Origin of the sequence: Pigmentibacter sp. JX0631 (assembly GCF_029873255.1) — a bacterium.
In the GTDB taxonomy this organism is placed as follows: domain Bacteria; phylum Bdellovibrionota_B; class Oligoflexia; order Silvanigrellales; family Silvanigrellaceae; genus Silvanigrella.
Genome location: NZ_CP123622.1, coordinates 116,674 through 139,127 on the forward strand (window position 1 = coordinate 116,674; position 22,454 = coordinate 139,127).

Genomic DNA, 22,454 nt, shown 5'->3' on the forward strand with positions numbered 1-22,454 from the left:
TTAAATTGTTCCGTTATAAACAAATTCTGCTGGCCCAATTAAAAGTCTTTGTTCAGAAAATTGAGGGATAGACATTTGAGAAGAAATTTGGATTAAACCTCCTGGCATTTTTAAAGAAACAAGCTCAGTATTCTTCTCAATTTTTCCTAATTTTTCTAGAGCTATTCTTGCAGCAACACCGCCTGAACCACAACATTGAGTCAATCCAGCTCCACGCTCATAGACAACTAAACTATACTCATTGTTTGGTTTTTGCCAAAGCATTCCAATATTGGCTTTTGGAACAGAATAATTAACTACATTTTCGCGCAAAGAATTTTGTGCGAATTCTCCAAATTGAACAAATTCTTTGTTACTAAATTTGTCGAAATCTTGAGATAAAAATACCCAATGGGGGTTCGCAAGCTGCACAAAGATAGGATCAGCCTCTAATGCAATTTGTATACTATTATTTTTCGTAAATTTTGTTTCTGTAACAATTTGTTCTTTTCCCATTCCCACTTGAACATTTGCAACTTTGTTGGAATTTGAAAATTGAGCCGATTTTAAAATGGCAAAAGGTTGAGTTAGTTGGAGGAATTTGACCTCAGAAAAATTTTCAAGACATGTTGGATAAATATAATTTACGGGAAACAATATGTTTCCATTCCAGATTTCATCTTTAATTAATTTTAATCCAAGACAACGTAATGCATTCCCACAAGTTTCTGGAATGCTGCCGTCAGAATTGATAATTAGAATTTCAATTTTATTTAAAGAATTTGTATTTGATAAAAATTTATAAAAAACAATTCCATCAGCTCCAATTCCTGTATTTCTGTTACAGAAGCGAAAGGCAAAGTTTTTTAAATCTTCTAAATTACTAAATGAGGAAAGAACATCATGCGCAATAAAAATGAAATCGTTTCCTGCTCCATGATATTTTTCAAACGTAATATTTTCATGAAAACTCATATTAAATCCTAATAAGCAGAGAAACAAATATTAAAAATTTATTCGGACACTTCTATAGTAACATCACCTAAAACTTTACATTGGCAAGCCAAACGTTCATCTTCTCTTGCCGCCATAGTTTCCAGAAAGTCCTTTTCATGATCTTCCATTTTGCTTAAATTCGAAGGATTATCAACTACTTTTATCATGCAAGCACCACAAGCACCGTCACGGCATCCAAATAAAATACTTGTTTCTTCATTTTCACAAACATCGATAATAGATGCTCCTACTTCAACATTTATATTTTTTTTATCTGTTTTTATTGAGAGAATTGGCATTTTTTTTTCCTTCCTAAAACTATCCTTAACTGGACGTTCCAAATACTCCTATATGAGTTCCCTGGTGATAGCAATATTTAGTTTTTTAACAACTTTCCGATATATATAAAAGGAATGCTTGAAGTTATCACCCTATTATTTCATAGAAAGATACTATGGGAATTCCAAGAAACATTCAATCTTTTTTAAAACCCTCTGCAGGCTCCCTTTCGCCAATGCAGAGACTTTGCCGTGTTATGAAGGGACCTGGTTGTTATGTATGTGGTTTATGTGGAAAAAGATTTACAAATCCTAACGATGCCTGGAAATGTTTAACAAATAATGCCTTAAATATTCAGTCCTTACCTGTCATTGCAACAAAAAATAATACCCAAACTTACATGTGTTTATTATGCGGTAAAACATATACAAATCAAGAAGATACCGCTCTATGTGTGATTCGCGATCTGCAAGTCAGTCGTTTTCCAAAAGTATTAGGAGATCATTTACACAATTTGTTTTCAGGTTTAGCTGAGAAAGCTGAGAAAACAAAGCGTGATAAATTAACATCGAGGCAAGGAACAATAGGTTCTTCAATCCCAAAAAATTCAGTAGCATATAGAGCTCCATTACGAGCAGTACCAAATCAGCCTGAAGATTCAGAAAATGTAGACACAACACCTGATGATATAAATGTTGAATCCTCAGAGTCAGATGTTATGCAGGCTCAAGCTGAACCGGCTGTAGAACCACCACCAATGGAAGAAGAATCGGTAAGCACGGGCGACCCTATGGATCATGAATCGGATATAAAACAAACGCCAAAAGAAATTGAAAAACCAGTATTGTATAGAAAACCAAATCAAAAACCGTTCTCCCGTGAAAACGCTCAATATCGCTGTTCAGTATGTAATGAGAAATTTTTTACCAAAATGGAAGTTGAAACTCACTTCTTGGAACACCCTCTAGTTGAAGATGTCTAGACTTAATAACAAATTATAGTTAGGCTAAGATGGCTTTGGCAGTCATTTTAACTTGGGGCCTTTCTAATGTTATTAACCTTATTTTTAAATATAATTTCTTTTTTGTTTTATACTTTAGGACATAGAGGAATTGCTATTTTTGCTTTTTTTCTTGGCATACTTTCCTTTGACATTTTGCGTATTAGAAGAAAAGTTATTTTAAAAAATCTGTCGATTGCTTTTGGAGATGAAAAAACATTAGAAGAAAAAATAAAATTAGGTAGGAAATCTACGATAAATTTTTTCCGCACCGCAATTGAATTACTTGCAGCTAATAGGTTATTCAAAAAAACCAATTATATATTTAAAAACAAAGAATATATGGAAGACCTTATAGCAAGAGGTCAAGGCGTATACGCAATTTGTATCCATATGGGAAATTGGGAATATCTTTGTCATATCAGCGCAAAAAATTTAGTTCCTATTCATGTTGTTGTTAAGCCTATTGGTAAAGGAAACTTGGCAAAATGGTTTGAAAATATGCGCTCAGAAGTTGGTTTTCATTTAATTGAACGTAATGGAAACTTATCTACTACAACACAAATATTTAATGCCTTAAATAAAAAAGAAATTATTGGTTTTATAGTTGACCAAAAGCGCCCGAGAGGAGAAATGTTACCTTTTTTTGGGAAAAATGCTTCTACTAATAATAGTTTAGCAAAGCTTTGGCTACGAAGAAATGCTCCAGTTATTCCGGCGATAATAAAACGAATTAACATCAATACCCATGAAATTATTTTCTTTCCAGAATTTCAAATGACTCAAGATAAAAACAAATCTTTTCAAGAAAATGTAACAGAAAATACTGTTCGTATAAATTCACAAGTAGAACAAATGATTCGTTTAAATCCTGAAGAATATTTTTGGATGCACAATCGTTGGGGATAGAAAGTATGACCAAATCAAATCTAAAAGATGAAAAAGCAAAATTAAATCATGATTACAAAGCAAATATTCGATTTTTAGAAAATTTATTAGAAGAAATAAAATTAGCGACCACTATTGAAGAAATAAATGACCCACATATTCTTGCAAAATTAACTGATTGTATAGATTTCTTTAAAGATAAAGTTAAAATATCTTAATTATCTAATAAAGATCATTTATTTCAATTTTTAATAGATAATTAAAATTTAATTCCTTAATTCCACGTGATCAATTCAAATACTTTATTATCTTGATCTTTTAAATAAACGCCATTAGCATTGGAATATAAATACACAACAGGAAACATACCATGTAATTGAATTTGTCCTATTAACGGAATTTTTAGAAATGAATTTAAATCTGTAAAACGATCTCCATAAAAAGCATTTAAAGACCAATTGCCGGAATCTGCCAAATAAAATTTAAATCTTTTTTTTCCAGAGGGATCGAAAAAATAAAAGACATCAGAAGCCTGTCCTGAATTAAATACTAACTGACATCCTGGTGGAAAATTTGTAGTTGAAGGACATGAATAAGGAGGATAAGTATTAGCGCTAAAATAAATATTACTTCTGTTTAATTTTGTATAATCCAATGTACTTACATTTACAGTATAATCAGCATAACAAAAACTTGAATAACAGAAAGGTAAAAGACTTAAAAATATTCTAGAATAAAATTTAATTTTCAACATAAAACTTCCTTTAAAGAGAAGGAACACTAACCGGCCAAGTTACTAACATTTTTGGTTCATTTTCTTTACTATTCATAAAAGCAGTAGTCCCAGAAGTAATTCCAGAATTTGATTTAGAATCAAAATAGTCTTGTGCTTTAGAAAAAGTAAATTCAGAATTATTTTCAAATTTCTTATTCAATTCACTAATCAACTCATCTACTACAGGAAAATTATCATTTACTCCAATATAAAGTACGTATTCACCTATCGTGGATTGTGTTTCGGGTTTATCAAAAGTAACAGTGTTTGTTACAGTAGTGCTGTCTTGAAAAGACACCGTTTTATTAATTGCTTGTCCTATTGTTCCGCTAAGATCACCCGCTTTAATTGGAATTTTTAAGCCAATTGACCAAGATAAAGTTGTTGATGTCGTATCAGTTAAACCTGTTGAATAAGAAAATTGAAAGGATTGAGAAGTATCTGGACTAAGATATCCTTTTTGCTCAAGTTTCCAAAAGCTTAAATATTCTACTTTGTTTCCTGAAAACATAGCATCAAAAAGTTGTTTTTTAGGAGAACAATTTTCTCCTTTGCCATCACATATTTGATAGAAAGAATTAGGTACTAAAGGCAACTGGATATAAGATATAGGTTTGCTAAATTGGTATGAAAAATATGGACTCACATCTATAATATTATCGGTTCCTATAATTTCATTCATATTTGGTTGTTCTAAAGTATAAGCTAAATTGGACATATTTATAGGACTTCCATTTTCTGTACTCAACTTTATGCTAACATCAGCTTTTTTATTGGTTAAATTGTCAGAAGCTACAATATGCAGTAATCCATTACCCATATCCCCTATTTCAAGCCGTGTATTGCAAAGAGGTTCTTGCATGCAATTAAGTTGAATAGGAAAATTTTTAAATCCGCCGGAAGTAAACGCTTCATTTAACTGAACAGTATTTAAATTTAATTTGCCATAAACATTTGGCAAATTACCACTATTTTGTTTGGCATATTGCTTTAAACCATTTAAATCAGGTAAAGGTGCAGGAATAATGCCATCGCTACTTCTATCTAAATTATTAACATTTAATATTTTCACATCACTATTTATTAATTTTTCAGATTTATTAGAAAATGCGTATATTTTTAAATCAAAAGTTAATAAAAAAAGATACATAGAAACTTTAAAATAGAGTTTTGTTTTCTTTTCCATAGTTTACCTTTCTGAAAGAATAGATAACCAAAAACAAATTAAGTAATACATCATTTTTGGGTAGCTAACAAAGAAAGGTTTTGATTGTAATTTTTTATGACATGCTATTTAGAAAAAAGAATAAATAAAATCTTTGATTTTATTATAAATTTAAAGATTTTGCAGGCATTTGCATAATTACAAGACAGAATTTTTAAAATAATCACTAATAAACTAACATTATTTAAATTAAAGAAGAATGTAAGCAATTTAAATTGATATTTTCACTAATTCCACTTCCAAAGAAATACAGAGAAGCTTTATCCAGTTTTTTTTCAATAGGATGTTTACAAAAATATTTGTAAAAATTATCAATTAACCAAAATGAATCTAAAAAATCGACTGGATAATTGCAGCCCGGCAACGCAGAAAAGGCAAGATTAGCACTTATTCCAACGGGGGATTCTACCATACCGCCTACCCAAGCAGGAATTTTTTCTTTTAAACAATAATTATGGATTTTAATACTTTCTGATAACCCACCTACTCTTGGGATTTTTATGTTAACCATCTGACAACTTCCCAATTCATAGGCTTTAATAAGATCTTCACAGCTTTCTATTGATTCATCCAATGCAATCGGAATATTTAATTTCTTTTGTAACTTTGCGTGTTCAACAATATCGTTGTGAGCCAAGGGTTGCTCAATACAAAATATAGAATATTCTTCCATTTTTTTAAATATTTCAATTGTTTCTTTATTATATGGATAAGAAGCATTAGCATCAACCATTATTTGAGCATTAGGAAAAGCATTTCGCAATGCTGCTACAAAGTGAATATCATTGCCGGGTTTGATTTTTAATTTTAGAGTTTTAATATCTTTATAACTATTGCTTTCATTTAGCATAGCAGAAATTTGTTCATGAATAGAAATTGTATTTGATACTGTAACAATATTTTTTTCAGCTCCAAGAAATTTCGCCAAACTTTTTTTATTTATTTTAGCGAAATAGTCATAAGCAGCTATCGATAAAGAAGCCTTTGCAAAATTATTACCTTTAATAAAATTCAAAGATTTATCAAGTTCCTCTGGTGAGGAAAACGATTTTCCAACTAGAAATGGAAGTATAATTTCATTTAAAACACAATATGCTGAAGAAAAAAATTCTGATTTATATACAGGATAGTCAAGAACTGGGGCTTCTCCAATCCCAAAATTCCCATCAGAATCTATTAACTTTACAAGTATAATATTTCTTTGTACTAAAGAACCAAAGCTCGTAACAAATGGTCTAAGTAAAGGGATTGATACTTTAAATATTTCAATATTTTTAATTTTAAGAATATTATTCATAATTGTAAGATATTTCCTTTTTCTTTAATTTGTTGAATAAATTGATTTTCAAACAAAGGATCAAAATTTTCTTGCAGTAAAAATTCGCATAAACTTGGAATACTTAAGTTTAAAGCATCCTCACCTGGAATATTTAAAATAGAATGCATATGACTTTTGTTTAGCTTTATTTCCTTCTCCAAAAAATCTGAATAACATAAAAGATCATTCGTACCTTTCATAATTCCCCAAGAAAGACTGATATTCATAATCTCGCTAGGTAATTTTTTAAGGGCTGCAGCACGTTCATGTTCACCAAGATCATTTTGTAAAAAATGTATTGATAAATCACGAATTTTAGTACAATATATCGATTGGTTCATACCCCCTAAAGGTAACAATCCGCCTTCTATCATGAAAAGAAAAAATTGCAGAACACCTTTTGGGATAATTCTATTTTCACGCAAATTTTCCAATATCTTCTCAATGAAAAGATCAGATTCACTATTTTCAATTTCAGAGGCTATGAGAGGAAATAATTTTTTTATCCCATTTTTTTCTATCACCTCATCAAAAGGTAATTGTCCAGATTGCCACCCGGTTTGAATCTCAGAAAAAATATTTAAAAATTTATCCCGCAATTTTTTATCAGAAAATATTTTATACGTTATACTTTTTTTATCTTCTAAAAGTTCAATTAAAAAATCCCAAGAAATTTTTTCATAATCTATTGAAACATGCTTTAAACCTGTTTGGCTTAAAATTTCGTTAAAAAGAAAAGAATTAACTTTAGATATCTGTTCACTAAAAGTTAAATTATTTTTATTTTCAGCATTTTCTTTTGTTGAAACTTCTTCAAAGAATGCGAATATTTTTTCAATATTTTTTATACCATTTTGCAATTCATCAACTTTATTCGCATATTTTTTTCTAATAAAATTTGTTGCTTGCATTTTTAAGTTTAGAATACCAGATAATTCAAAAGAAGGTATATAAATTTGTGGAGTATCTTTCCAACGATTAGATACTAACCGAACACATCCGTCATCTTTGTCAAACTGAATATATGCCGCACTATTTGCGTTGTTTAAGTAAACTCTACTTGTACCCATACTAAAATGAATTTTATTTTCATTATTTATATTTTTTGCTGCTGATAATATAGTCCCCTGAAAAATTAACGTATTTATGTTACGATTAACGCTAATATTTTTCCCAACTTTATCTTGACTTCTAGGTATAGAAATATGCGAACCAGTTTCAGCACAAAAATTTGAATCAAAATATTTTTTAACTAAATAAGCAGTTTCAATATCATATACTTTTTTAATATTGTCTATTATTCTAGATTTTAAATTTTCTTTGTAAGGAAAATTTTTACTATCAGGTTTCCAATTACATGCTGGTTCATAATAATATTTTAGATTTTTACTATCTATAATTCTTTTGAAATGAGGATTAATTTCTAATAATTTAAAAATTATCTCAGAGTATTTTTGTTTGTCTAGCATAATTAATTCTCTAATTTTAATAAAATTTATAAAACATTTCTAAAAAGATAAAGTCTTAAGTATAATTGTAATTATAAAAGTTGTAATCACTGACATTTTCACATAGTTAAACCCCATTTTTTTATAAATTATATTGCAGATTGATAAAACGATAATTGCTGGATAACATATTTCAGCTAAAGGGATAATAATGTTCATAATGCCGCTAAATCCCAAATTAGTTAATATACAAGCTAATATAATTGTAAATAGTAAACAAATAATATATGATTTATCTTCTTTAAAATGAAATATTTTATTAAACATTTGTTGCAAGTAATTTGTAAAAACAGCTATTAAAGCAATTGCTGAAACTATGCTAGAAACTACAATTATTGCGCTAATTAACATTCCACTATTTTTGCCTAAAATCATTGGAGCTAAGGTATTAATTATTTCATAGCGATCAACTCCCGCAAGTTCAGTACTATGAAATGAAGCTAGTAAACAGAATCCTACATACACAACTAAAAGTAATAAACCACCAATAATAGCTACTTTTACTGAGTCCATTTGGAATTTTTTGTCATTTTCTGACATTACTTTACAATCATTTTTTCGTAGATGAGAAGCGATAAATTGACCTATAAGTAAAACTCCAAGAAGATCTAAAGTTCCATATCCATCAATTAGTCCTTTTTGAATTGCCTGAAGTGGATTTAAATCAGTTTGAATTTGTGAATTCATTCCAAAAAAGAGTCCATATATAACAAACATCAACAATATTATTATTTTAATAGGACCAAGAATTTTTCCAATGTAGTCTATTATACTATTTTTCTTAAAAGTAAACAAAAGTAATATCGGAATAATTATAATACTAAATTGTATAAATGAAAGATCAGGTAAATACCAATTTAATGAAGTATATGCTGTTCCTAACAAACGTGGAATAACTCCTAAAGGGCCAAGCAAAATCATGCAAATAAAAATAATTAATTTCCCTGGAAAAATTCCCACTTTTGAAAAATATTCTTCAATATTTCCATCATAAAGTAAAATTGATAATAGGCCAATAATGGGTAACAGTACGGTAGCTATTATAAAACCTATTAGGGCCCAATGTGTCATGTTACCCGAATCTTTTCCAAGCGCTAAGGCTAAAATAACACTTCCACTTCCAAATAACATTGCAAAAAAAGCAACTCCTGTAAAAATTAAATCAATAGATAAAAAAGGTTTTTTTAATTTTATGTTATGATCTATCGTATTTTTCATTCAAAAATTACTCCATATAATAAATATTTATAGTAACTTTTTTAATAGAAATTTATTCCTATTAAATGCAGAAAAAGATTTTTAAAAATATAGATTTAAAATTTATAAATAAAATTACCTATACTTTTAATTTTTTATATTTTTGAGATTTGTTTTTTTGTTAGTCAACGACAGAGAGGAGCAGGTTTAATAAGACTAGTAAATTAACTTGAGATACTTTTGAAAAGAATTTGTTATTAGAATTATAAAACCTTTTTATGACATAAAAATTGTAATTTTTCATAAGAAACAGCCTTTTCAAGAGACAGAAAAATTCTGTACCAATACATGTATAGTATTTATCCTCTTTTATCAATAAGAAAATATAAATTTAATCAAATATATAAATTTTTAGGTAGTTACATTATTATTTTAGTATCCTCATAATTGAGAAATATATCTCTTTTAAAATTAATTACTGGTTTAGTATTCCATTTTACTTGTCAATTCTTTACTTGTTCAAGATTAATATCAATTTTAGGAGAATCAATTGGCATTTTTACATCACTTATTATATGATTTTTATCTAAAGATTTAATAAACATTTTAAGGTCTTTTATATATTGAAAGCCATTTTTAAGACAAAAATTACTTTCTTCTTCTATATTCGATTGGTTATATAAAAATACCTCTTTAAAACCACAATTTTTAGTCCAGTTTTCAGCATAATTTAGTAGTCTTCTACCTACTCCATTACCTCTAAACCTTTCATCAACAATTAAGGCAGAAATTTCTACTCTAAATGTAGAAAAAAGGAGGTAACGGATTTCTAAGTGCATCCAGGCAATAACATTTTTATCCGCAAGTGTTTCACCAACAACAAGATGATGATGTGGTAGTTTATTAATGAGCGAAAATCTTTTATCAAAATCGATTAATTGTTCTGGATAACCTAATTGGACAGTTAATTCTTTGCATTTAACTGAATCAAATTTATTCATTTCACGTAAAACGAATTCCACAGTTTGATCCTCACTCTAAAAGAGGTTTGTTCTATTAGAACATAAGAATTTAAAAAAAACCAGATTCAAAAAAATGATTGATTATTAGCTGATTGCATAAGCTTTTTCCTAAAACTCTATTTTACCTAGGTTTTCTTTGCTACAGAATTCGAAGTCCTTAACTTTTCCAGGATTTGTTTATTACTGATAGTTAGGGTTATAAAAACTGCCAAAAAAGATATTGCAGATAGTAATATGAAAACTCTCTCAAATATTGGTAAAGAGCTTTTATTTAGCATTATATCCGTTGAAGAAATATTAAATTCACGAAATCCGCTAGCTAATACCAGCGATGACAATGCTACTCCAAAACTAATGGCTATTTGTCTACCAGCATTGAATAAGGAGCTTGCACGACCAGCATCTTCTTTCTTTATATTGAATAAAACTGAAGCTTGTATTGGAGCATTAATGAGACCTAAAACAAGGCCTCGAACCCAAAGCAAACACGCTGCGAAGAAAAAGTCACTCTCAACTTGAATTTTAGGAATGAGATAGGTCATTCCAGATAAGCCGATTAATCCCCAAAAAATTAAATATTTTGGCCCAAAGCGATTAAAAATTTTTGGAACAATAGGCAAAAGCATAATTGAGCCTATAGGTTGAGTACACATAGCCAGTCCACTTTGGAAAGGTGTCATTCCTACGCCAATTTGCAAATAAATAGCAATTATAAATAAAGAACCAAAATGCGTTATTTGTAAGCAAAATTGGATTAAATTAGCCTGAACAAATAGTGGTACTTTAAAAAATTTTAAATCTATTAAGGGATTTAAATGTATTTTCTCCCAAAAAATAAAAATTCCCATAGAAAAAATAGCAATAAGTAAACAAACCCACACCAATTCATCACCTAATCCAAAGTGTCCTACTCTTGAAAAAGTATATAGCAATGAAGCTAACCCAATGGCTGATAAGAAAAATCCAAACCAATCTAAAGGGGGAGCTGATGGCAATTTTTCTTCCTTTAAATAAATAATAGAGAGAAAAATTGCTAACATTCCAATAGGAACATTAAATAGAAAAATCCATCTCCAGCTAAAATGCTCGAGAACAAAACCTCCAAAAGTTGGCGCTATCGCAGGGGCAACCAAAGTAGGCATTAGTGTGTAACTAGCAGCTTTAGAAAATTCGGTATGTGAAAAAGCTCTATAGGTCATTGTCATACCAACGGGAACTAAAATTCCTCCACCTAAACCTTTTAAGACTCTAAACATAATTAGTGATGAGAGACTCCAAGAACTCGCACAAAACAATGAACCTAATGTAAAGATAATTGTTCCTAAAATAAAAATTTTTTTATACCCAAACTTGTCTCCAAGCCAACCACTAATTGGAATTACAATTGCGAGAGACATCAAAAAACCAGTTGAAATCCATTCTGTTCTTGTAATTGGTACTTCAAAAACTTTTGCAAATGTTGGCATTGCTATATTAACTATCGTAACATCCATGCGATCTAAAAATAGAACGCAGGTATAAATTAACGCAACTAGATATTTATATTCCAGCCTTTTTATTATCATTAGTAACCAATATTAATTTAAAAAAATAAAGGACTACCATTATTAATATTAGATTTCTTCTTACTTAAAGTCGAGTCTGGAAAGAAAAAAGAAAAACTATACTTTTCCTGATCTGTGACTAATCTATCGACTATTTGTGATGTTATTTTTTCTTTCAATTTTTCCCATGGTAGTTGTTTATTTTTAACCAAATTTAGATTTTCACGGAATATTTTAATTTCAGCTATTCTATGCTCAAATACTTGACGCACTAAATCAAAGCCTTGAAGAGCAACTATACATTTACTTAATTCAGAATCAATATATTTAAAATCGCTTTTTATTTCTTGATAAGTGTCGAACCAAGTTAAGTTAATATACTGATCATATTTCAATTTTCTTCTTAATGAAATGATTATTTTTTCTCCTAAATCATTCCCATTGAAAGTTGTAAATGCTTGATGTAAATTTCCAATATCACCAAATCTTAAAACGTGCGTTCCAAGCTCAACTCCAACATCTTCTAAACTTTTTGCTATTGGGTCTAGCTGTTCAGTAAAATTCATAAAATTTTCAAATTGATCAAAAATATCATGAGAAGACGCTGTATCTCGCATAAATAATGCTTCAAAAGTTTGTACTACTGATTCAAATGTTCCACTACTCAAATTGATTGCAGAAACTACTGTTTTGGAAATTTCATGAATATGAGGCATTAATGACATTAGATAACGTGATTTAAATTCACTAAAATTTGGTAAAATATTTTTCACAGAAAATTCTAAACAAGAAATTTTCGCACAAATATTTTGTAAACTTTCCTCAATTAAAATAGAAGTAGAATCTTGCGCTAACGAACATATTTCTAATACTAATTTTGTAAAACAAACATATTCATAAAGAAAAGTACAAAAATCTTCATTCTCAATACACCACTTTGATACATAATTCTTTTTTGGTAACAAATAATCCTGAAAATACGGTCTACATAAATGATGTAACGAGCCACTAATCATTTGTCCTGTTTGGATCTTTGCAAAGCGCCCTTGTTTTTTTCCTAAATCACTAAGTTTCTCTAAGGTAATATCTTGTTTTAATATTCTATCATCTAATCCAAAAAATTCAATTTGAAAGCTTTTAATCCCAATTTTTCTTCCAAAATTAGGAAGTAAAAGCAAAATCCTATAAACATGTGGCGGTATATTAGATAACTTAATAGGATTTTCTATTTTTAATAAAATATCATATAGACGTTGAACACCAAGCCAACTAATAGAATTTAATTGACTAAAATTAATTTCATTTGATTTAGAAAAAACTTCTTCGAAACGAGAAAATTCTGTAGAATCTACCAAATGTCCTTTGAGGGTAGCTACAGCATCTTCCAAAATTACGTCGAAATCATTTTCTACAACCATGTAAAAATACCCCTGCAATTTTGAAAATATCTGTAAGATTTTCGGAATTAGGGGTTGTTTCTTTAGCGGGAACTTAACATATTTTCAGGTTTTAATGCTTCTTCTAGCTGCTCTCTTGTCAGTAATTTATGTTTTAAAACTAAATTAAAAACACTTTCGCCAGATTCAAGAGCTTCTTTTGCTATCATAGTTGAATTTTCATATCCAATTAATGGATTTAATGCAGTCACTAATCCAATACTATGTTCAACAGCTCTGCGACATGCTTCTTTATTAGCTGTTATACCTTTCACACAAAGACGAGTTAAAGTGCGCATTCCTCGACTTAACATATTCACACTTTGAAAAATATTAAATACCATGACAGGTTCAAATGCATTTAATTGCAACTGCCCACCTTCAGAAGCCATAGTCACAGTTAGATCATTTCCTATTACTTGAAATGCAATTTGGTTTACGACTTCAGGAATCACTGGATTTACTTTTCCAGGCATAATACTGGAACCAGGTTGCATTGGAGGTAAATTAATATCACCAAAACCACAACGCGGTCCGCTGGATAACAGGCGTAAGTCATTAGAAATTTTACTTAACTTAACTGCTAAACGCTTTAAAATTCCTGAAAAAAGAACAAAAGCTCCCGTGTCAGGAGTGGCTTCTATTAGGTTAGGTGAAGAAACAACATTTAATCCTGTAATTTCTTTAATTTTTCTCACAGCTGTTGCTGGATATTTTGGATGCGCATTGATACCTGTACCAATAGCAGTTCCACCTATACTCAACTCTAAAAATAATTTCGCACCTTCACGAATTCTTTCAATATCTTCACTAAGCATGACTGAAAATGCTTCAAACTCTTGTCCTAAAGTCATCGGCACTGCATCTTGCAACTGAGTTCTTCCCATTTTAATAACATCAGAAAATTCTTTAGCTTTTTCAGAAAATGTTTGGCATAGTTCTTCTAACGCTTCTATTAAATATGGAATAGATTGAAGTGCTGCTAAACGAATTGCTGTTGGATAAGCATCGTTCGTTGATTGACCTAAATTTACATGGTTATTTGGATGAATATATTTATATTCACCTTTTTTCTTGCCCCATAATTCTAATGCTCGATTTGCAATGACTTCATTTGCATTCATATTTGTTGAAGTTCCTGCGCCTCCTTGAATCATATCTACAAGAAACTGGTCATGCCAATGGCCTGCTATAATTTCATCACAAGCCATAGAAATATAATTGCAAATTTCTTGATCTAGGATTCCAATTTCACAGTTTGCCATAGCTGCAGCTTTTTTAACCTGGGCTAAGCCTTTAATAAATATTGGGAAATCACTTAAAAGAACACCTGTAATATTAAAGTTTTCTATAGCACGTAAGGTTTGAACTCCATAATAGGCTTCATCAGAGATTTCTCTATCACCAAGTAAGTCGTGCTCTAAACGTTTCTTTCCAGAACTATATCCTGAATATTGCACTTTGCCTTGACTTGCTCCTCGAGCCAATTTGCTAAATACGTAAGAACCAATATTCATTTGAATTTTACAAGATATTTCTTGATTTTCTTGCATTAATTTTAAAAACTGAGCTCTGGTTAAAATAATAATATCTACATCTGTTACTGTTTGTGCTTTTGCTTTGTGGAGCGTGCCTTCTTCTAATAACGCAGCTTCACCTAAAAATTGCCCAGGACCATAAATTGTAGAGGGTTCTTCAAAATCAAAGGTTTGTGCCGAAACTTCTATACGCCCTTTGACAATCAGCCGAAGTCTGTCTCTAATAAGTCCTGGAGAGTAAAGAGTTACATCTTTCTTAACAGATAGTGTTTCTAGGTAGTTAGACAAAATTTGCAGATCATTATCTGAAAGATTAGCGAATAAGGGAAACTGCGAAATGAGAGCGATATCCATAAAAAATACACCTCCAAATATGGATTTAGTTTGTGTTACACTTAATTTTTTGTTGTGACAATGGGAGGAATAAGTGGTACTGACATATGGTTGATACTCTTGATAATTAGTAAAAATCTAGCACTACTGGGGACATTTTTTTGAGTTATAGAGAAACTGAGATTAACTTTGCTATATGGCTTTACCCTGAAAAAAAAGACTTTTTCAGTTTTATTCTTATTTATTCTATAATTCTTCATGTTTTTTTTGCTTTCATTCTAGAAAACTTAAATAAGTCAAAAGACACAAAAGAAGTAACGACTATAAGCCACCAAAATAAACCAATTCATATTCAATTTACAGACGGAAAACTACAATCTAATTTACCAAAAAATAAACAAAAAGAAAAACATCTTACAGAAAATATTCCTGAAAATATTGCGGGAGGAGTTTTAACTGATAAAAATCCAAACTCAAAAAGTAAAGTTAATGTACCAGAAGAACTTGCAGCTAAAAACTTGAAAGCTAATTCAAATCCTTTTATTTCTAAACGACTTCCAACTTATAAAAAGAAAAATATTCCTCCTACAATAGTTGATAAATCTGATAAAAATCGAAAATCAGAATTAGACAAATTTTTACCAAATGCAGATTCTGCATATATTGATAACCTAAGAAATCAATACAAAAATGAACCAAATATTGAGGGAGACAGTGGAGATATTCCTATTATGGGTGATGAATATACTCCATTAAGCGAACCAAAAGTTAGAGAACGTTATTCTGTTAGAGATTTAAGTCTATTTCAATTCAGTCAACAATTTAAAGAAAAATTTTCTGGAATTTGGAATTCAAAAGATAGAGTTGTTCCGCCAAGCTCACCTTTAAAACCGGGAGATATTATTTATTATAAGCTTTACATTAAAGGAAATGGATCTTTAGAGAAGTATGAAAACCTAACACAAAAAAGATTTCCGCAAAAAGATTTTTTAGCAGTTGATAAAATGCTCGATGAAGTAGTATCTAAAGTTTTTCCACTTGCTTTACCAGGTAGGTTTGCAAATAACATTGTGACTGAAATAATAGCAATTCAAGTGGTAGGAAGGAATAGTCCTGTCCAATATTCGTTTCAATAGGTGAAAAAGTGTTTTGATTTTATAGAATAACCATTCTCAAAGTGATACCTTTTTTGATATAAGCATGAATTAAACTCTGAATGCACTTTAACTGTTCATTCTCTCAATTTTCCTTAGGGAGGATCCATGTTCGATTGGTTTTTTAGACTTCTATCCCATGATTTAGCCATTGACCTTGGGACAGCAAATACACTCGTATATGTAAAAAATAGAGGTATTGTTGCAAATGAACCCTCTGTTGTCGCTGTGCAAAGAGACTCTCGCGGTCTAAGAACTGTAAAGGCAGTGGGAAGAGCAGCAAAAGAAATGCTAGGTAGAACACCAGGCACAATAGAAGCTGTTCGACCTATGAAAGATGGGGTAATTGCTGACTTTGAACTTACTGAAAAAATGTTAAGTTACTTTATTGGCGTGGCACACAATCATCGTTCGCTGGTCAGACCACGTGCAGTTATCTGCATCCCTTATGGAATTACTGAAGTTGAGAAAAGAGCAGTTAGAGAATCAGCAGAGTCCGCCGGTTGTTCCTCTGTTTACTTAATTGAAGAACCAATGGCTGCTTCCATCGGAGCTGACTTGCCCATTCATGAAGCAAGCGGAAATATGATTGTTGATATTGGCGGAGGAACGACCGAAGTTGCAGTTATTTCTTTGCTTGGAATTGTTTATTCAAAAAGCGTTAGAGTTGGTGGCGACAAAATGGACGAATCCATTGTAAATTATTTAAAACGCCGTTTTAACGTACTCATTGGGGAAAGAACTGCGGAGCAAATTAAAATAGCTATTGGCTCTGCATACCCAGAAGAAGAAATTCGCACTATGCAAGTTAAAGGTAGAGACCTTGTTGCCGGAATTCCTAAAACTATTGAAGTAACAAGTGAAGAAATTCGTGAGGCTATGCAAGAACCTGTTAATGCAATTGTTGAAGCAGTTCGTCTTGCACTTGAAAAAACTCCTCCAGAACTTGCTGCTGATATCGTGGATAAAGGTATTGTCTTAGTTGGTGGTGGGGCTTTGATTCGTAATTTAGATGTTCTATTGCGCGAAGAAACTGGTTTACCGATTGTTGTGGCAGAAAATCCGCTAACAGCAGTTGTACTTGGCTCTGGCCGAGTTCTTGACAATCCTGAACTTCTCAGGGAAGTTACATTCTAAATAAAAATTTTGTTTTTATTTAGAATGTAACTGTTGAGGTTCTAATGCCATTTATTTTCACTGCTGCCCAAAGAAGATCACTTGATAGAATTTCTGGGAATTATTTAAATTTTTTGGACGAAGAATCTGATTTTACTATTTCAGATATTTTCTCCTTAGGACTGTTACTAACACAAGCCACTCTTGCAAAAGATCGCAATAAACAACTTATTGATTATTATAAATCTGCCTATTCTATCACATGCGGAGCTTTACACATTAAAAATCCTGAATTATTTTTGATTCGTGTTGCTGGGAAAGATAAGGTTGAATCATGGAATGATTTTTCTGATTTTAAAGCAGTTTGGTATCCTAAATGGTTTTCAAATCAATTAGAACTAAGAAAAAGTATTTTTCTGTTTACTAACGAAGAGCTACAAAAAAGTACTCCTGATTTTTGGGGAGAAACTTGCTCAGATGATTTAGTAAAAAATGAACTTTTAGCAGTAAAAAGTTCATTTCAGCAAATTCATATTGGTGTCTTAGCTGTAGTTCTAAAAATAGATTTTGCCTTAGCTGCATTATTAAATTGGCCTTCGCATGTACAAATTCCTTGGAAAAATTTACAAGAAAATTATCATTTTCCTAGTTATCCAGGTCTTTCTTAATTTTATTTTAAAAAAATAATTCAAATCAATTATTTTATGCTTAATGTGCAAAGTTAACATAATTGGTTTCTTTTTTAGCGTTAAATTTTAAATAATATATAAAATTTTTATTTTCATCTCTTAATATAATGAATCATTAAAATATAAAATAGCATAGCATTTACAACTTTTTTGAGTTAAAAAAAGAAAAACACTGTAAACTTAAGAAAGGTATATTTTATTATGATATTTTCAAAATATTGGAAAATTATCTACATTTTATTTTCTCTATTTAGTTTTAATTTTGGACATGCATACGAAAAAGAAGCATTTCCCCTAATCATTGACACAGATGCGGCCATCGATGACTGGCCTGCAGTTTTGTATTCTCTTAATCAAAAAGCGCATTCAGATTTGCTTGGTATCACAATTAGTGCTACAGGAGAAGCCCATTGTAAACCAGCACAAAAAAATATAGCCGATTTAATATATTTGTCAGGTCGGGAAAGCGAATTTATCCCTGTTACCTGCGGAGATTCAGTGCCTCTCGAGGGTTTTCATACTTTCCCAGATGAATGGCGAATTACTTCAGACAGTTTATTTGATGTTAAAATTCCTTCTAACCCTACCCCACATATTTTAACTAAACACTCTGTTGAATGGATGCATGAAACTTTAAGTAAAAGTAAAAAGCCTGTAGTTTTTTTAACGATTGGACCGCTCACTAATCTTGGTCAATTAATTCAAAAATATCCTGATGATGTTAAAAAAATTAAACGTATTTATATCATGGGCGGCGCTATCAAAGCAAAAGGAAACTTAAATGTACCAAATATTACAGAAAATTTACAAAATAAATATGCAGAATGGAATATTTGGATAGATCCTCTTTCGGCAAAAATCGTATTTAACTCTGGTGTTCCTTTGTCTGTTATCCCATTAGATGCCAGCAATCAAGTAAGAGTAACACGTGAATTTTTAAAGAAACTAAAAAGCGAAATTCATTCAAAATCTGCACAATTTTATGCAGATATTTTAGATAAAAATTTAGACTTTATTGATTCTGGTGAATACTATTTTTGGGATGTCCTATCTACAGCTAGTATGTATATGCCTTTTTGTACTGAAAAAAAAGTAAAACTCGATGTCGTCACCAAATTCGATCCTAGTCAATCTGGAAAAGAACAAATGAAAAGTTTTGGTAAAAATTTTAGTTTGGTATTTGCACAATTCGAAGGTAATATGCAAAATAGACACCCATTCGAACAAATTGAAAGTGGTAGAACAATTGAAATAGTAAAGCAAGATAAAAAATTAGATCATGTTATGTGCTTTAAAGTTGACGGGGATGTATTTAAAGATCACTTTATAAAGACTTTGAATAATTCGAAGGAGTAGTATTTTAGTTTTTTTTATAAGAATATATCTATGGTTCTCTATTTTTTTGCAAAATAGAATTAATTTATATTACTGAATTTTCTAACTCATTTTTTATCTAAATCTGATGTTTCATTTGGAATATTATTCTCAGTCTCATCAATGATAATTGGCTGTGCAAAAGCATTTAGAATTTGTTCAAACATTTCTAAAAGTTCATCTTTAATTTTTTGAGGATGAACTTCATTTAAATAAATTAATGGATTCGAAGGAGACTCTGAATAACCTGGATAGTAAAACTCATGAACTGCTAAGCGCATTTTTTTAACTGAATATACCAGTCTATAATTCCAGCAGGATTTTAATTCTGAATAATAATTTTGTTTTTCTTCTAAAGATAATTCCATAAAGTTATTTGAAAAAAATTCTTTACTGTAAACGACTTGTTTTTTATTTTTAGTATCGTATATAAGAAAGCCTTTTGAATCATCATTTATTTCAATTTCCTTAATTAAAAAAAATAAATTAGAACTTTCTTTTTTAATAAATATTTTTGCGTTATCTAATGTTGTATAGTTGAAAACTCTATTTTTATTTTTTTGTATTTCAGATAGAGAAGGCTCAATTGAAGAAAAAGATTCTTTGTACCATTTATCTAGCTCATCTTTCGTTGGAAGCATCCCATTTTCAAAACAAACAACACTATCTATTCCACAATAGGGACATAGTGCAGTTTCATTATTGTCAACGTATTCGGTAATTTCAGAAGTTTCAAACGTTTTTAAACAATAAAAACATGAGCATTTCTTATATTTTTCAAGAATATTTCGATTTTTAAAAGATAAATCCCCTTTGAATGACATTAGTTAATTCTCTCTCATTTGTTAAATTGTAATTATGCTGGAATTAATTAATCCTACTTTTTCTCATCTACTTAATTAGATTAAATCATTTCTGTTAGCTAGTCCTCTTTAATTGGAACACTCATTGCACATGTGACAGCATTTTTAGTAATAACAAAACTTTAAAATTTTAAAAGAAGGAATAAAATTTATAAAAAACAATCTTATGCAAAAAAATTTGCTCATAAGATTATAGTTTTTATTATAAAAAATAACTAAATAATCCTTTAAAGTCAAAGCATTATATCAACATCTAGCGTATCAAAGCGTTTATTCTAGGCAAGTCCTAGCCCAGATATGACTGTTTTGTATATTAAAGAAAGCGTATCAAAGCGTTTATTCTAGGCAAGTCCTAGCCGAATGAGTGGCGAGATCGCAAAGAGATCGAGCGTATCAAAGCGTTTATTCTAGGCAAGTCCTAGCAAAGCCATAGGTTATAAGGGATTCTTTTTAGCGTATCAAAGCGTTTATTCTAGGCAAGTCCTAGCTGACCTGTTTCAGTGTTCACCATCATTATAAGCGTATCAAAGCGTTTATTCTAGGCAAGTCCTAGCCTTGCCGACGGAACGATCAGGTACGGCCATTAGCGTATCAAAGCGTTTATTCTAGGCAAGTCCTAGCTCAATTTCAACACTGTCAAGAATTTTGTCTAGCGTATCAAAGCGTTTATTCTAGGCAAGTCCTAGCTAGTTTCTTTGTACTTTTCAAGTAATTCTGAGCGTATCAAAGCGTTTATTCTAGGCAAGTCCTAGCCACTATATCAACAGAGCCCAATGTATTAATAGCGTATCAAAGCGTTTATTCTAGGCAAGTCCTAGCAGCGATTCCAGTTTATTAAAACCAGAAAAAAGCGTATCAAAGTGTTTATTCTAGGCAAGTCCTAGCTAAACTATCGCAATTCCACCCGCTTTGTTCAGCGTATCAAAGCGTTTATTCTAGGCAAGTCCTAGCTTGAGAGCAATTGGAAAAGAGAAAGCGGAAAGCGTATCAAAGCGTTTATTCTAGGCAAGTCCTAGCGAGAAGACAGACCCAATCTACTCACTAAATAGCGTATCAAAGCGTTTATTCTAGGCAAGTCCTAGCAAAGGCTGGAGACTGAAAATAAAGATTTAAAGCGTATCAAAGCGTTTATTCTAGGCAAGTCCTAGCAGAAGCCCTGGCATTAATGCAGACTGTAACAGCGTATCAAAGCGTTTATTCTAGGCAAGTCCTAGCTCTTCACATTCATGTGAGATATTTACTGTTAGCGTATCAAAGCGTTTATTCTAGGCAAGTCCCAGCTTTATTAATGATTCATTTTTTGTTGCCCATAGCGTATCAAAGCGTTTATTCTAGGCAAGTCCCAGCTATAGCTTGCAAAGATGAAGATGAGCAAGGAGCGTATCAAAGCGTTTATTCTAGGCAAGTCCCAGCTACGGAGGAATATGAGTGAATCCTTGCTGAAGCGTATCAAAGCGTTTATTCTAGGCAAGTCCCAGCTGCCTCACGTAGGCAGTAGTAAGGATTGTAAGCGTATCAAAGCGTTTATTCTAGGCAAGTCCCAGCCAAGACGAGAACCATTTTCATAATAAAATTAGCGTATCAAAGGGTTTATTCTAGGCAAGTCCCAGCTTCAAATTACTTACAGACACAATTAAAAGCAGCGTATCAAAGCGTTTATTCTAGGCAAGTCCCAGCCAAGACGAGAACCATTTTCATAATAAAATTAGCGTATCAAAGGGTTTATTCTAGGCAAGTCCCAGCTTCAAATTACTTACAGACACAATTAAAAGCAGCGTATCAAAGCGTTTATTCTAGGCAAGTCTCAGCAAAAATCTAAAAAAGTAACAAAAAACGGTAAGCGTATCAAAGCGTTTTTAGGCAAGTTCTAGCATAAAACTGTAGCGTATCAAATCGTTTATACTAAGCAAGTCACAACATTTATCAAAATAAACCGAAAAAATAGTTAGTGTATAAATGGAATCATTTTGGGCAAACTCCAGCCACTTAAGACGCAGTAAGGGTGAGTATTTCTGCGATTAAGTAATTCAACTGCAAATGAGAAGAATAATAAACTATTTTAGAATTTAAAGTTAAATTAGAATGAGAGTATTTATTGGAAATAATAAAAAAAGGAGCCACGAAGGCTCCTAAAGCTGATTAAAGCTGCGGGCATAAACCCTTGCTAAAGCAAGCAAAGAATATCCGCTTTGATACGCTTGTTGTTATAGATATTTCTAT

19 protein-coding genes and 1 CRISPR repeat array are annotated in these 22,454 nt (G+C 30.9%); of the genes, 7 read left to right on the forward strand and 12 right to left on the reverse strand.

Going from position 1 to position 22,454, the window contains the following annotated elements:
* Positions 1-954, reverse strand: coding sequence for a diaminopimelate epimerase (gene dapF, locus QEJ31_RS00430; protein ID WP_280591746.1), 954 nt, complete (start codon positions 952-954; stop codon positions 1-3).
* 38 nt (positions 955-992) lie between these two features.
* Entirely contained in the window at positions 993-1,274 is a 282-nt protein-coding gene (locus tag QEJ31_RS00435; protein WP_280591748.1) for a 2Fe-2S iron-sulfur cluster-binding protein, read from the reverse strand.
* A 155-nt stretch (positions 1,275-1,429) separates the two neighbouring features.
* On the opposite strand from QEJ31_RS00435, the gene QEJ31_RS00440 reads away from it, so the two are divergent.
* The 3 genes from QEJ31_RS00440 to QEJ31_RS00450 all read left to right on the forward strand — a co-directional run bounded on the left by QEJ31_RS00440 (position 1,430) and on the right by QEJ31_RS00450 (position 3,360).
* Positions 1,430-2,236, forward strand: a complete 807-nt coding sequence (locus QEJ31_RS00440) for a hypothetical protein (RefSeq protein WP_280591749.1) — start codon at positions 1,430-1,432, stop codon at positions 2,234-2,236.
* A gap of 66 nt (positions 2,237-2,302) precedes the next feature.
* The gene (locus QEJ31_RS00445; protein ID WP_280591751.1) at positions 2,303-3,163 is read left to right on the forward strand and encodes a lysophospholipid acyltransferase family protein; all 861 of its coding nucleotides are present in this window, start codon (positions 2,303-2,305) and stop codon (positions 3,161-3,163) included.
* Between the two features lie 5 nt (positions 3,164-3,168).
* Positions 3,169-3,360 carry a hypothetical protein gene (locus tag QEJ31_RS00450; RefSeq protein ID WP_280591752.1) on the forward strand — a complete coding sequence of 64 codons (192 nt, stop codon included), beginning with the start codon at positions 3,169-3,171 and terminating at the stop codon, positions 3,358-3,360.
* 56 nt (positions 3,361-3,416) lie between these two features.
* Here the strand turns inward: QEJ31_RS00450 and QEJ31_RS00455 are convergent, their stop codons facing one another.
* The 9 genes from QEJ31_RS00455 to aspA all read right to left on the reverse strand — a co-directional run bounded on the left by QEJ31_RS00455 (position 3,417) and on the right by aspA (position 15,059).
* Complete coding sequence (locus QEJ31_RS00455; protein ID WP_280591753.1) at positions 3,417-3,896, reverse strand: hypothetical protein; 480 nt, start codon at positions 3,894-3,896, stop codon at positions 3,417-3,419.
* 10 nt (positions 3,897-3,906) lie between these two features.
* Positions 3,907-5,103, reverse strand: a complete 1,197-nt coding sequence (locus QEJ31_RS00460) for a hypothetical protein (protein WP_280591755.1) — start codon at positions 5,101-5,103, stop codon at positions 3,907-3,909.
* 223 nt (positions 5,104-5,326) lie between these two features.
* The gene (gene menC / locus QEJ31_RS00465) at positions 5,327-6,439 is read right to left on the reverse strand and encodes an o-succinylbenzoate synthase (RefSeq protein ID WP_280591756.1); all 1,113 of its coding nucleotides are present in this window, start codon (positions 6,437-6,439) and stop codon (positions 5,327-5,329) included.
* Positions 6,436-7,929 (reverse strand): hypothetical protein, encoded by a 1,494-nt coding sequence (locus tag QEJ31_RS00470; protein ID WP_280591758.1) that lies wholly within the window; start codon positions 7,927-7,929, stop codon positions 6,436-6,438. Before QEJ31_RS00470 ends, menC begins: the two co-directional genes overlap by 4 nt.
* A 39-nt stretch (positions 7,930-7,968) precedes the next feature.
* Positions 7,969-9,186 carry a branched-chain amino acid transport system II carrier protein gene (locus QEJ31_RS00475; protein WP_280591759.1) on the reverse strand — a complete coding sequence of 406 codons (1,218 nt, stop codon included), beginning with the start codon at positions 9,184-9,186 and terminating at the stop codon, positions 7,969-7,971.
* A gap of 482 nt (positions 9,187-9,668) precedes the next feature.
* Positions 9,669-10,187 (reverse strand): GNAT family N-acetyltransferase, encoded by a 519-nt coding sequence (locus QEJ31_RS00480; protein ID WP_280591762.1) that lies wholly within the window; start codon positions 10,185-10,187, stop codon positions 9,669-9,671.
* Positions 10,188-10,312: 125 nt separating this feature from the next.
* Complete coding sequence (locus QEJ31_RS00485) at positions 10,313-11,752, reverse strand: DHA2 family efflux MFS transporter permease subunit (RefSeq protein WP_280591765.1); 1,440 nt, start codon at positions 11,750-11,752, stop codon at positions 10,313-10,315.
* A 17-nt stretch (positions 11,753-11,769) separates the two neighbouring features.
* Entirely contained in the window at positions 11,770-13,149 is a 1,380-nt protein-coding gene (locus QEJ31_RS00490) for a hypothetical protein (RefSeq protein WP_280591767.1), read from the reverse strand.
* A gap of 62 nt (positions 13,150-13,211) precedes the next feature.
* On the reverse strand, positions 13,212-15,059 hold the full coding sequence (gene aspA, locus QEJ31_RS00495) for an aspartate ammonia-lyase (RefSeq protein WP_280591768.1): 1,848 nt from the start codon (positions 15,057-15,059) through the stop codon (positions 13,212-13,214).
* Between the two features lie 140 nt (positions 15,060-15,199).
* Between aspA and QEJ31_RS00500 the strand changes: the two genes are divergently transcribed.
* The 4 genes from QEJ31_RS00500 (at position 15,200) to QEJ31_RS00515 (ending at position 19,353) form a co-directional block, all read left to right on the forward strand.
* The gene (locus tag QEJ31_RS00500) at positions 15,200-16,174 is read left to right on the forward strand and encodes a hypothetical protein (RefSeq protein WP_280591770.1); all 975 of its coding nucleotides are present in this window, start codon (positions 15,200-15,202) and stop codon (positions 16,172-16,174) included.
* Between the two features lie 126 nt (positions 16,175-16,300).
* Positions 16,301-17,329, forward strand: a complete 1,029-nt coding sequence (locus QEJ31_RS00505; protein WP_148697668.1) for a rod shape-determining protein — start codon at positions 16,301-16,303, stop codon at positions 17,327-17,329.
* Between the two features lie 44 nt (positions 17,330-17,373).
* Positions 17,374-17,976 (forward strand): hypothetical protein, encoded by a 603-nt coding sequence (locus tag QEJ31_RS00510; RefSeq protein ID WP_280591777.1) that lies wholly within the window; start codon positions 17,374-17,376, stop codon positions 17,974-17,976.
* A 222-nt stretch (positions 17,977-18,198) separates the two neighbouring features.
* Positions 18,199-19,353, forward strand: a complete 1,155-nt coding sequence (locus QEJ31_RS00515; RefSeq protein WP_280591779.1) for a nucleoside hydrolase — start codon at positions 18,199-18,201, stop codon at positions 19,351-19,353.
* 86 nt (positions 19,354-19,439) lie between these two features.
* Here QEJ31_RS00515 and QEJ31_RS00520 read toward each other — a convergent pair whose 3' ends face one another.
* Positions 19,440-20,195, reverse strand: coding sequence for a hypothetical protein (locus tag QEJ31_RS00520; RefSeq protein WP_280591781.1), 756 nt, complete (start codon positions 20,193-20,195; stop codon positions 19,440-19,442).
* A 294-nt stretch (positions 20,196-20,489) separates the two neighbouring features.
* A CRISPR array of direct repeats spans positions 20,490-22,109; the repeat unit is 36 nt; unit sequence AGCGTATCAAAGCGTTTATTCTAGGCAAGTCCTAGC.
* The last annotated feature ends 345 nt before the right edge of the window (positions 22,110-22,454 follow it).

Bases quoted from the DNA above. Each gene is read 5' to 3' on its own strand.
- dapF (WP_280591746.1), bottom strand. From the start codon at position 954: ATGAGTTTTCATGAAAATATTACGTTTGAAAAATATCATGGAGCAGGA.
- QEJ31_RS00435 (WP_280591748.1), bottom strand. From the start codon at position 1,274: ATGCCAATTCTCTCAATAAAAACAGATAAAAAAAATATAAATGTTGAA.
- QEJ31_RS00440 (WP_280591749.1), top strand. From the start codon at position 1,430: ATGGGAATTCCAAGAAACATTCAATCTTTTTTAAAACCCTCTGCAGGC.
- QEJ31_RS00445 (WP_280591751.1), top strand. From the start codon at position 2,303: ATGTTATTAACCTTATTTTTAAATATAATTTCTTTTTTGTTTTATACT.
- QEJ31_RS00450 (WP_280591752.1), top strand. From the start codon at position 3,169: ATGACCAAATCAAATCTAAAAGATGAAAAAGCAAAATTAAATCATGAT.
- QEJ31_RS00455 (WP_280591753.1), bottom strand. From the start codon at position 3,896: ATGTTGAAAATTAAATTTTATTCTAGAATATTTTTAAGTCTTTTACCT.
- QEJ31_RS00460 (WP_280591755.1), bottom strand. From the start codon at position 5,103: ATGGAAAAGAAAACAAAACTCTATTTTAAAGTTTCTATGTATCTTTTT.
- menC (WP_280591756.1), bottom strand. From the start codon at position 6,439: ATGAATAATATTCTTAAAATTAAAAATATTGAAATATTTAAAGTATCA.
- QEJ31_RS00470 (WP_280591758.1), bottom strand. From the start codon at position 7,929: ATGCTAGACAAACAAAAATACTCTGAGATAATTTTTAAATTATTAGAA.
- QEJ31_RS00475 (WP_280591759.1), bottom strand. From the start codon at position 9,186: ATGAAAAATACGATAGATCATAACATAAAATTAAAAAAACCTTTTTTA.
- QEJ31_RS00485 (WP_280591765.1), bottom strand. From the start codon at position 11,752: ATGATAATAAAAAGGCTGGAATATAAATATCTAGTTGCGTTAATTTAT.
- QEJ31_RS00490 (WP_280591767.1), bottom strand. From the start codon at position 13,149: ATGGTTGTAGAAAATGATTTCGACGTAATTTTGGAAGATGCTGTAGCT.
- aspA (WP_280591768.1), bottom strand. From the start codon at position 15,059: ATGGATATCGCTCTCATTTCGCAGTTTCCCTTATTCGCTAATCTTTCA.
- QEJ31_RS00505 (WP_148697668.1), top strand. From the start codon at position 16,301: ATGTTCGATTGGTTTTTTAGACTTCTATCCCATGATTTAGCCATTGAC.
- QEJ31_RS00510 (WP_280591777.1), top strand. From the start codon at position 17,374: ATGCCATTTATTTTCACTGCTGCCCAAAGAAGATCACTTGATAGAATT.
- QEJ31_RS00515 (WP_280591779.1), top strand. From the start codon at position 18,199: ATGATATTTTCAAAATATTGGAAAATTATCTACATTTTATTTTCTCTA.
- QEJ31_RS00520 (WP_280591781.1), bottom strand. From the start codon at position 20,195: ATGTCATTCAAAGGGGATTTATCTTTTAAAAATCGAAATATTCTTGAA.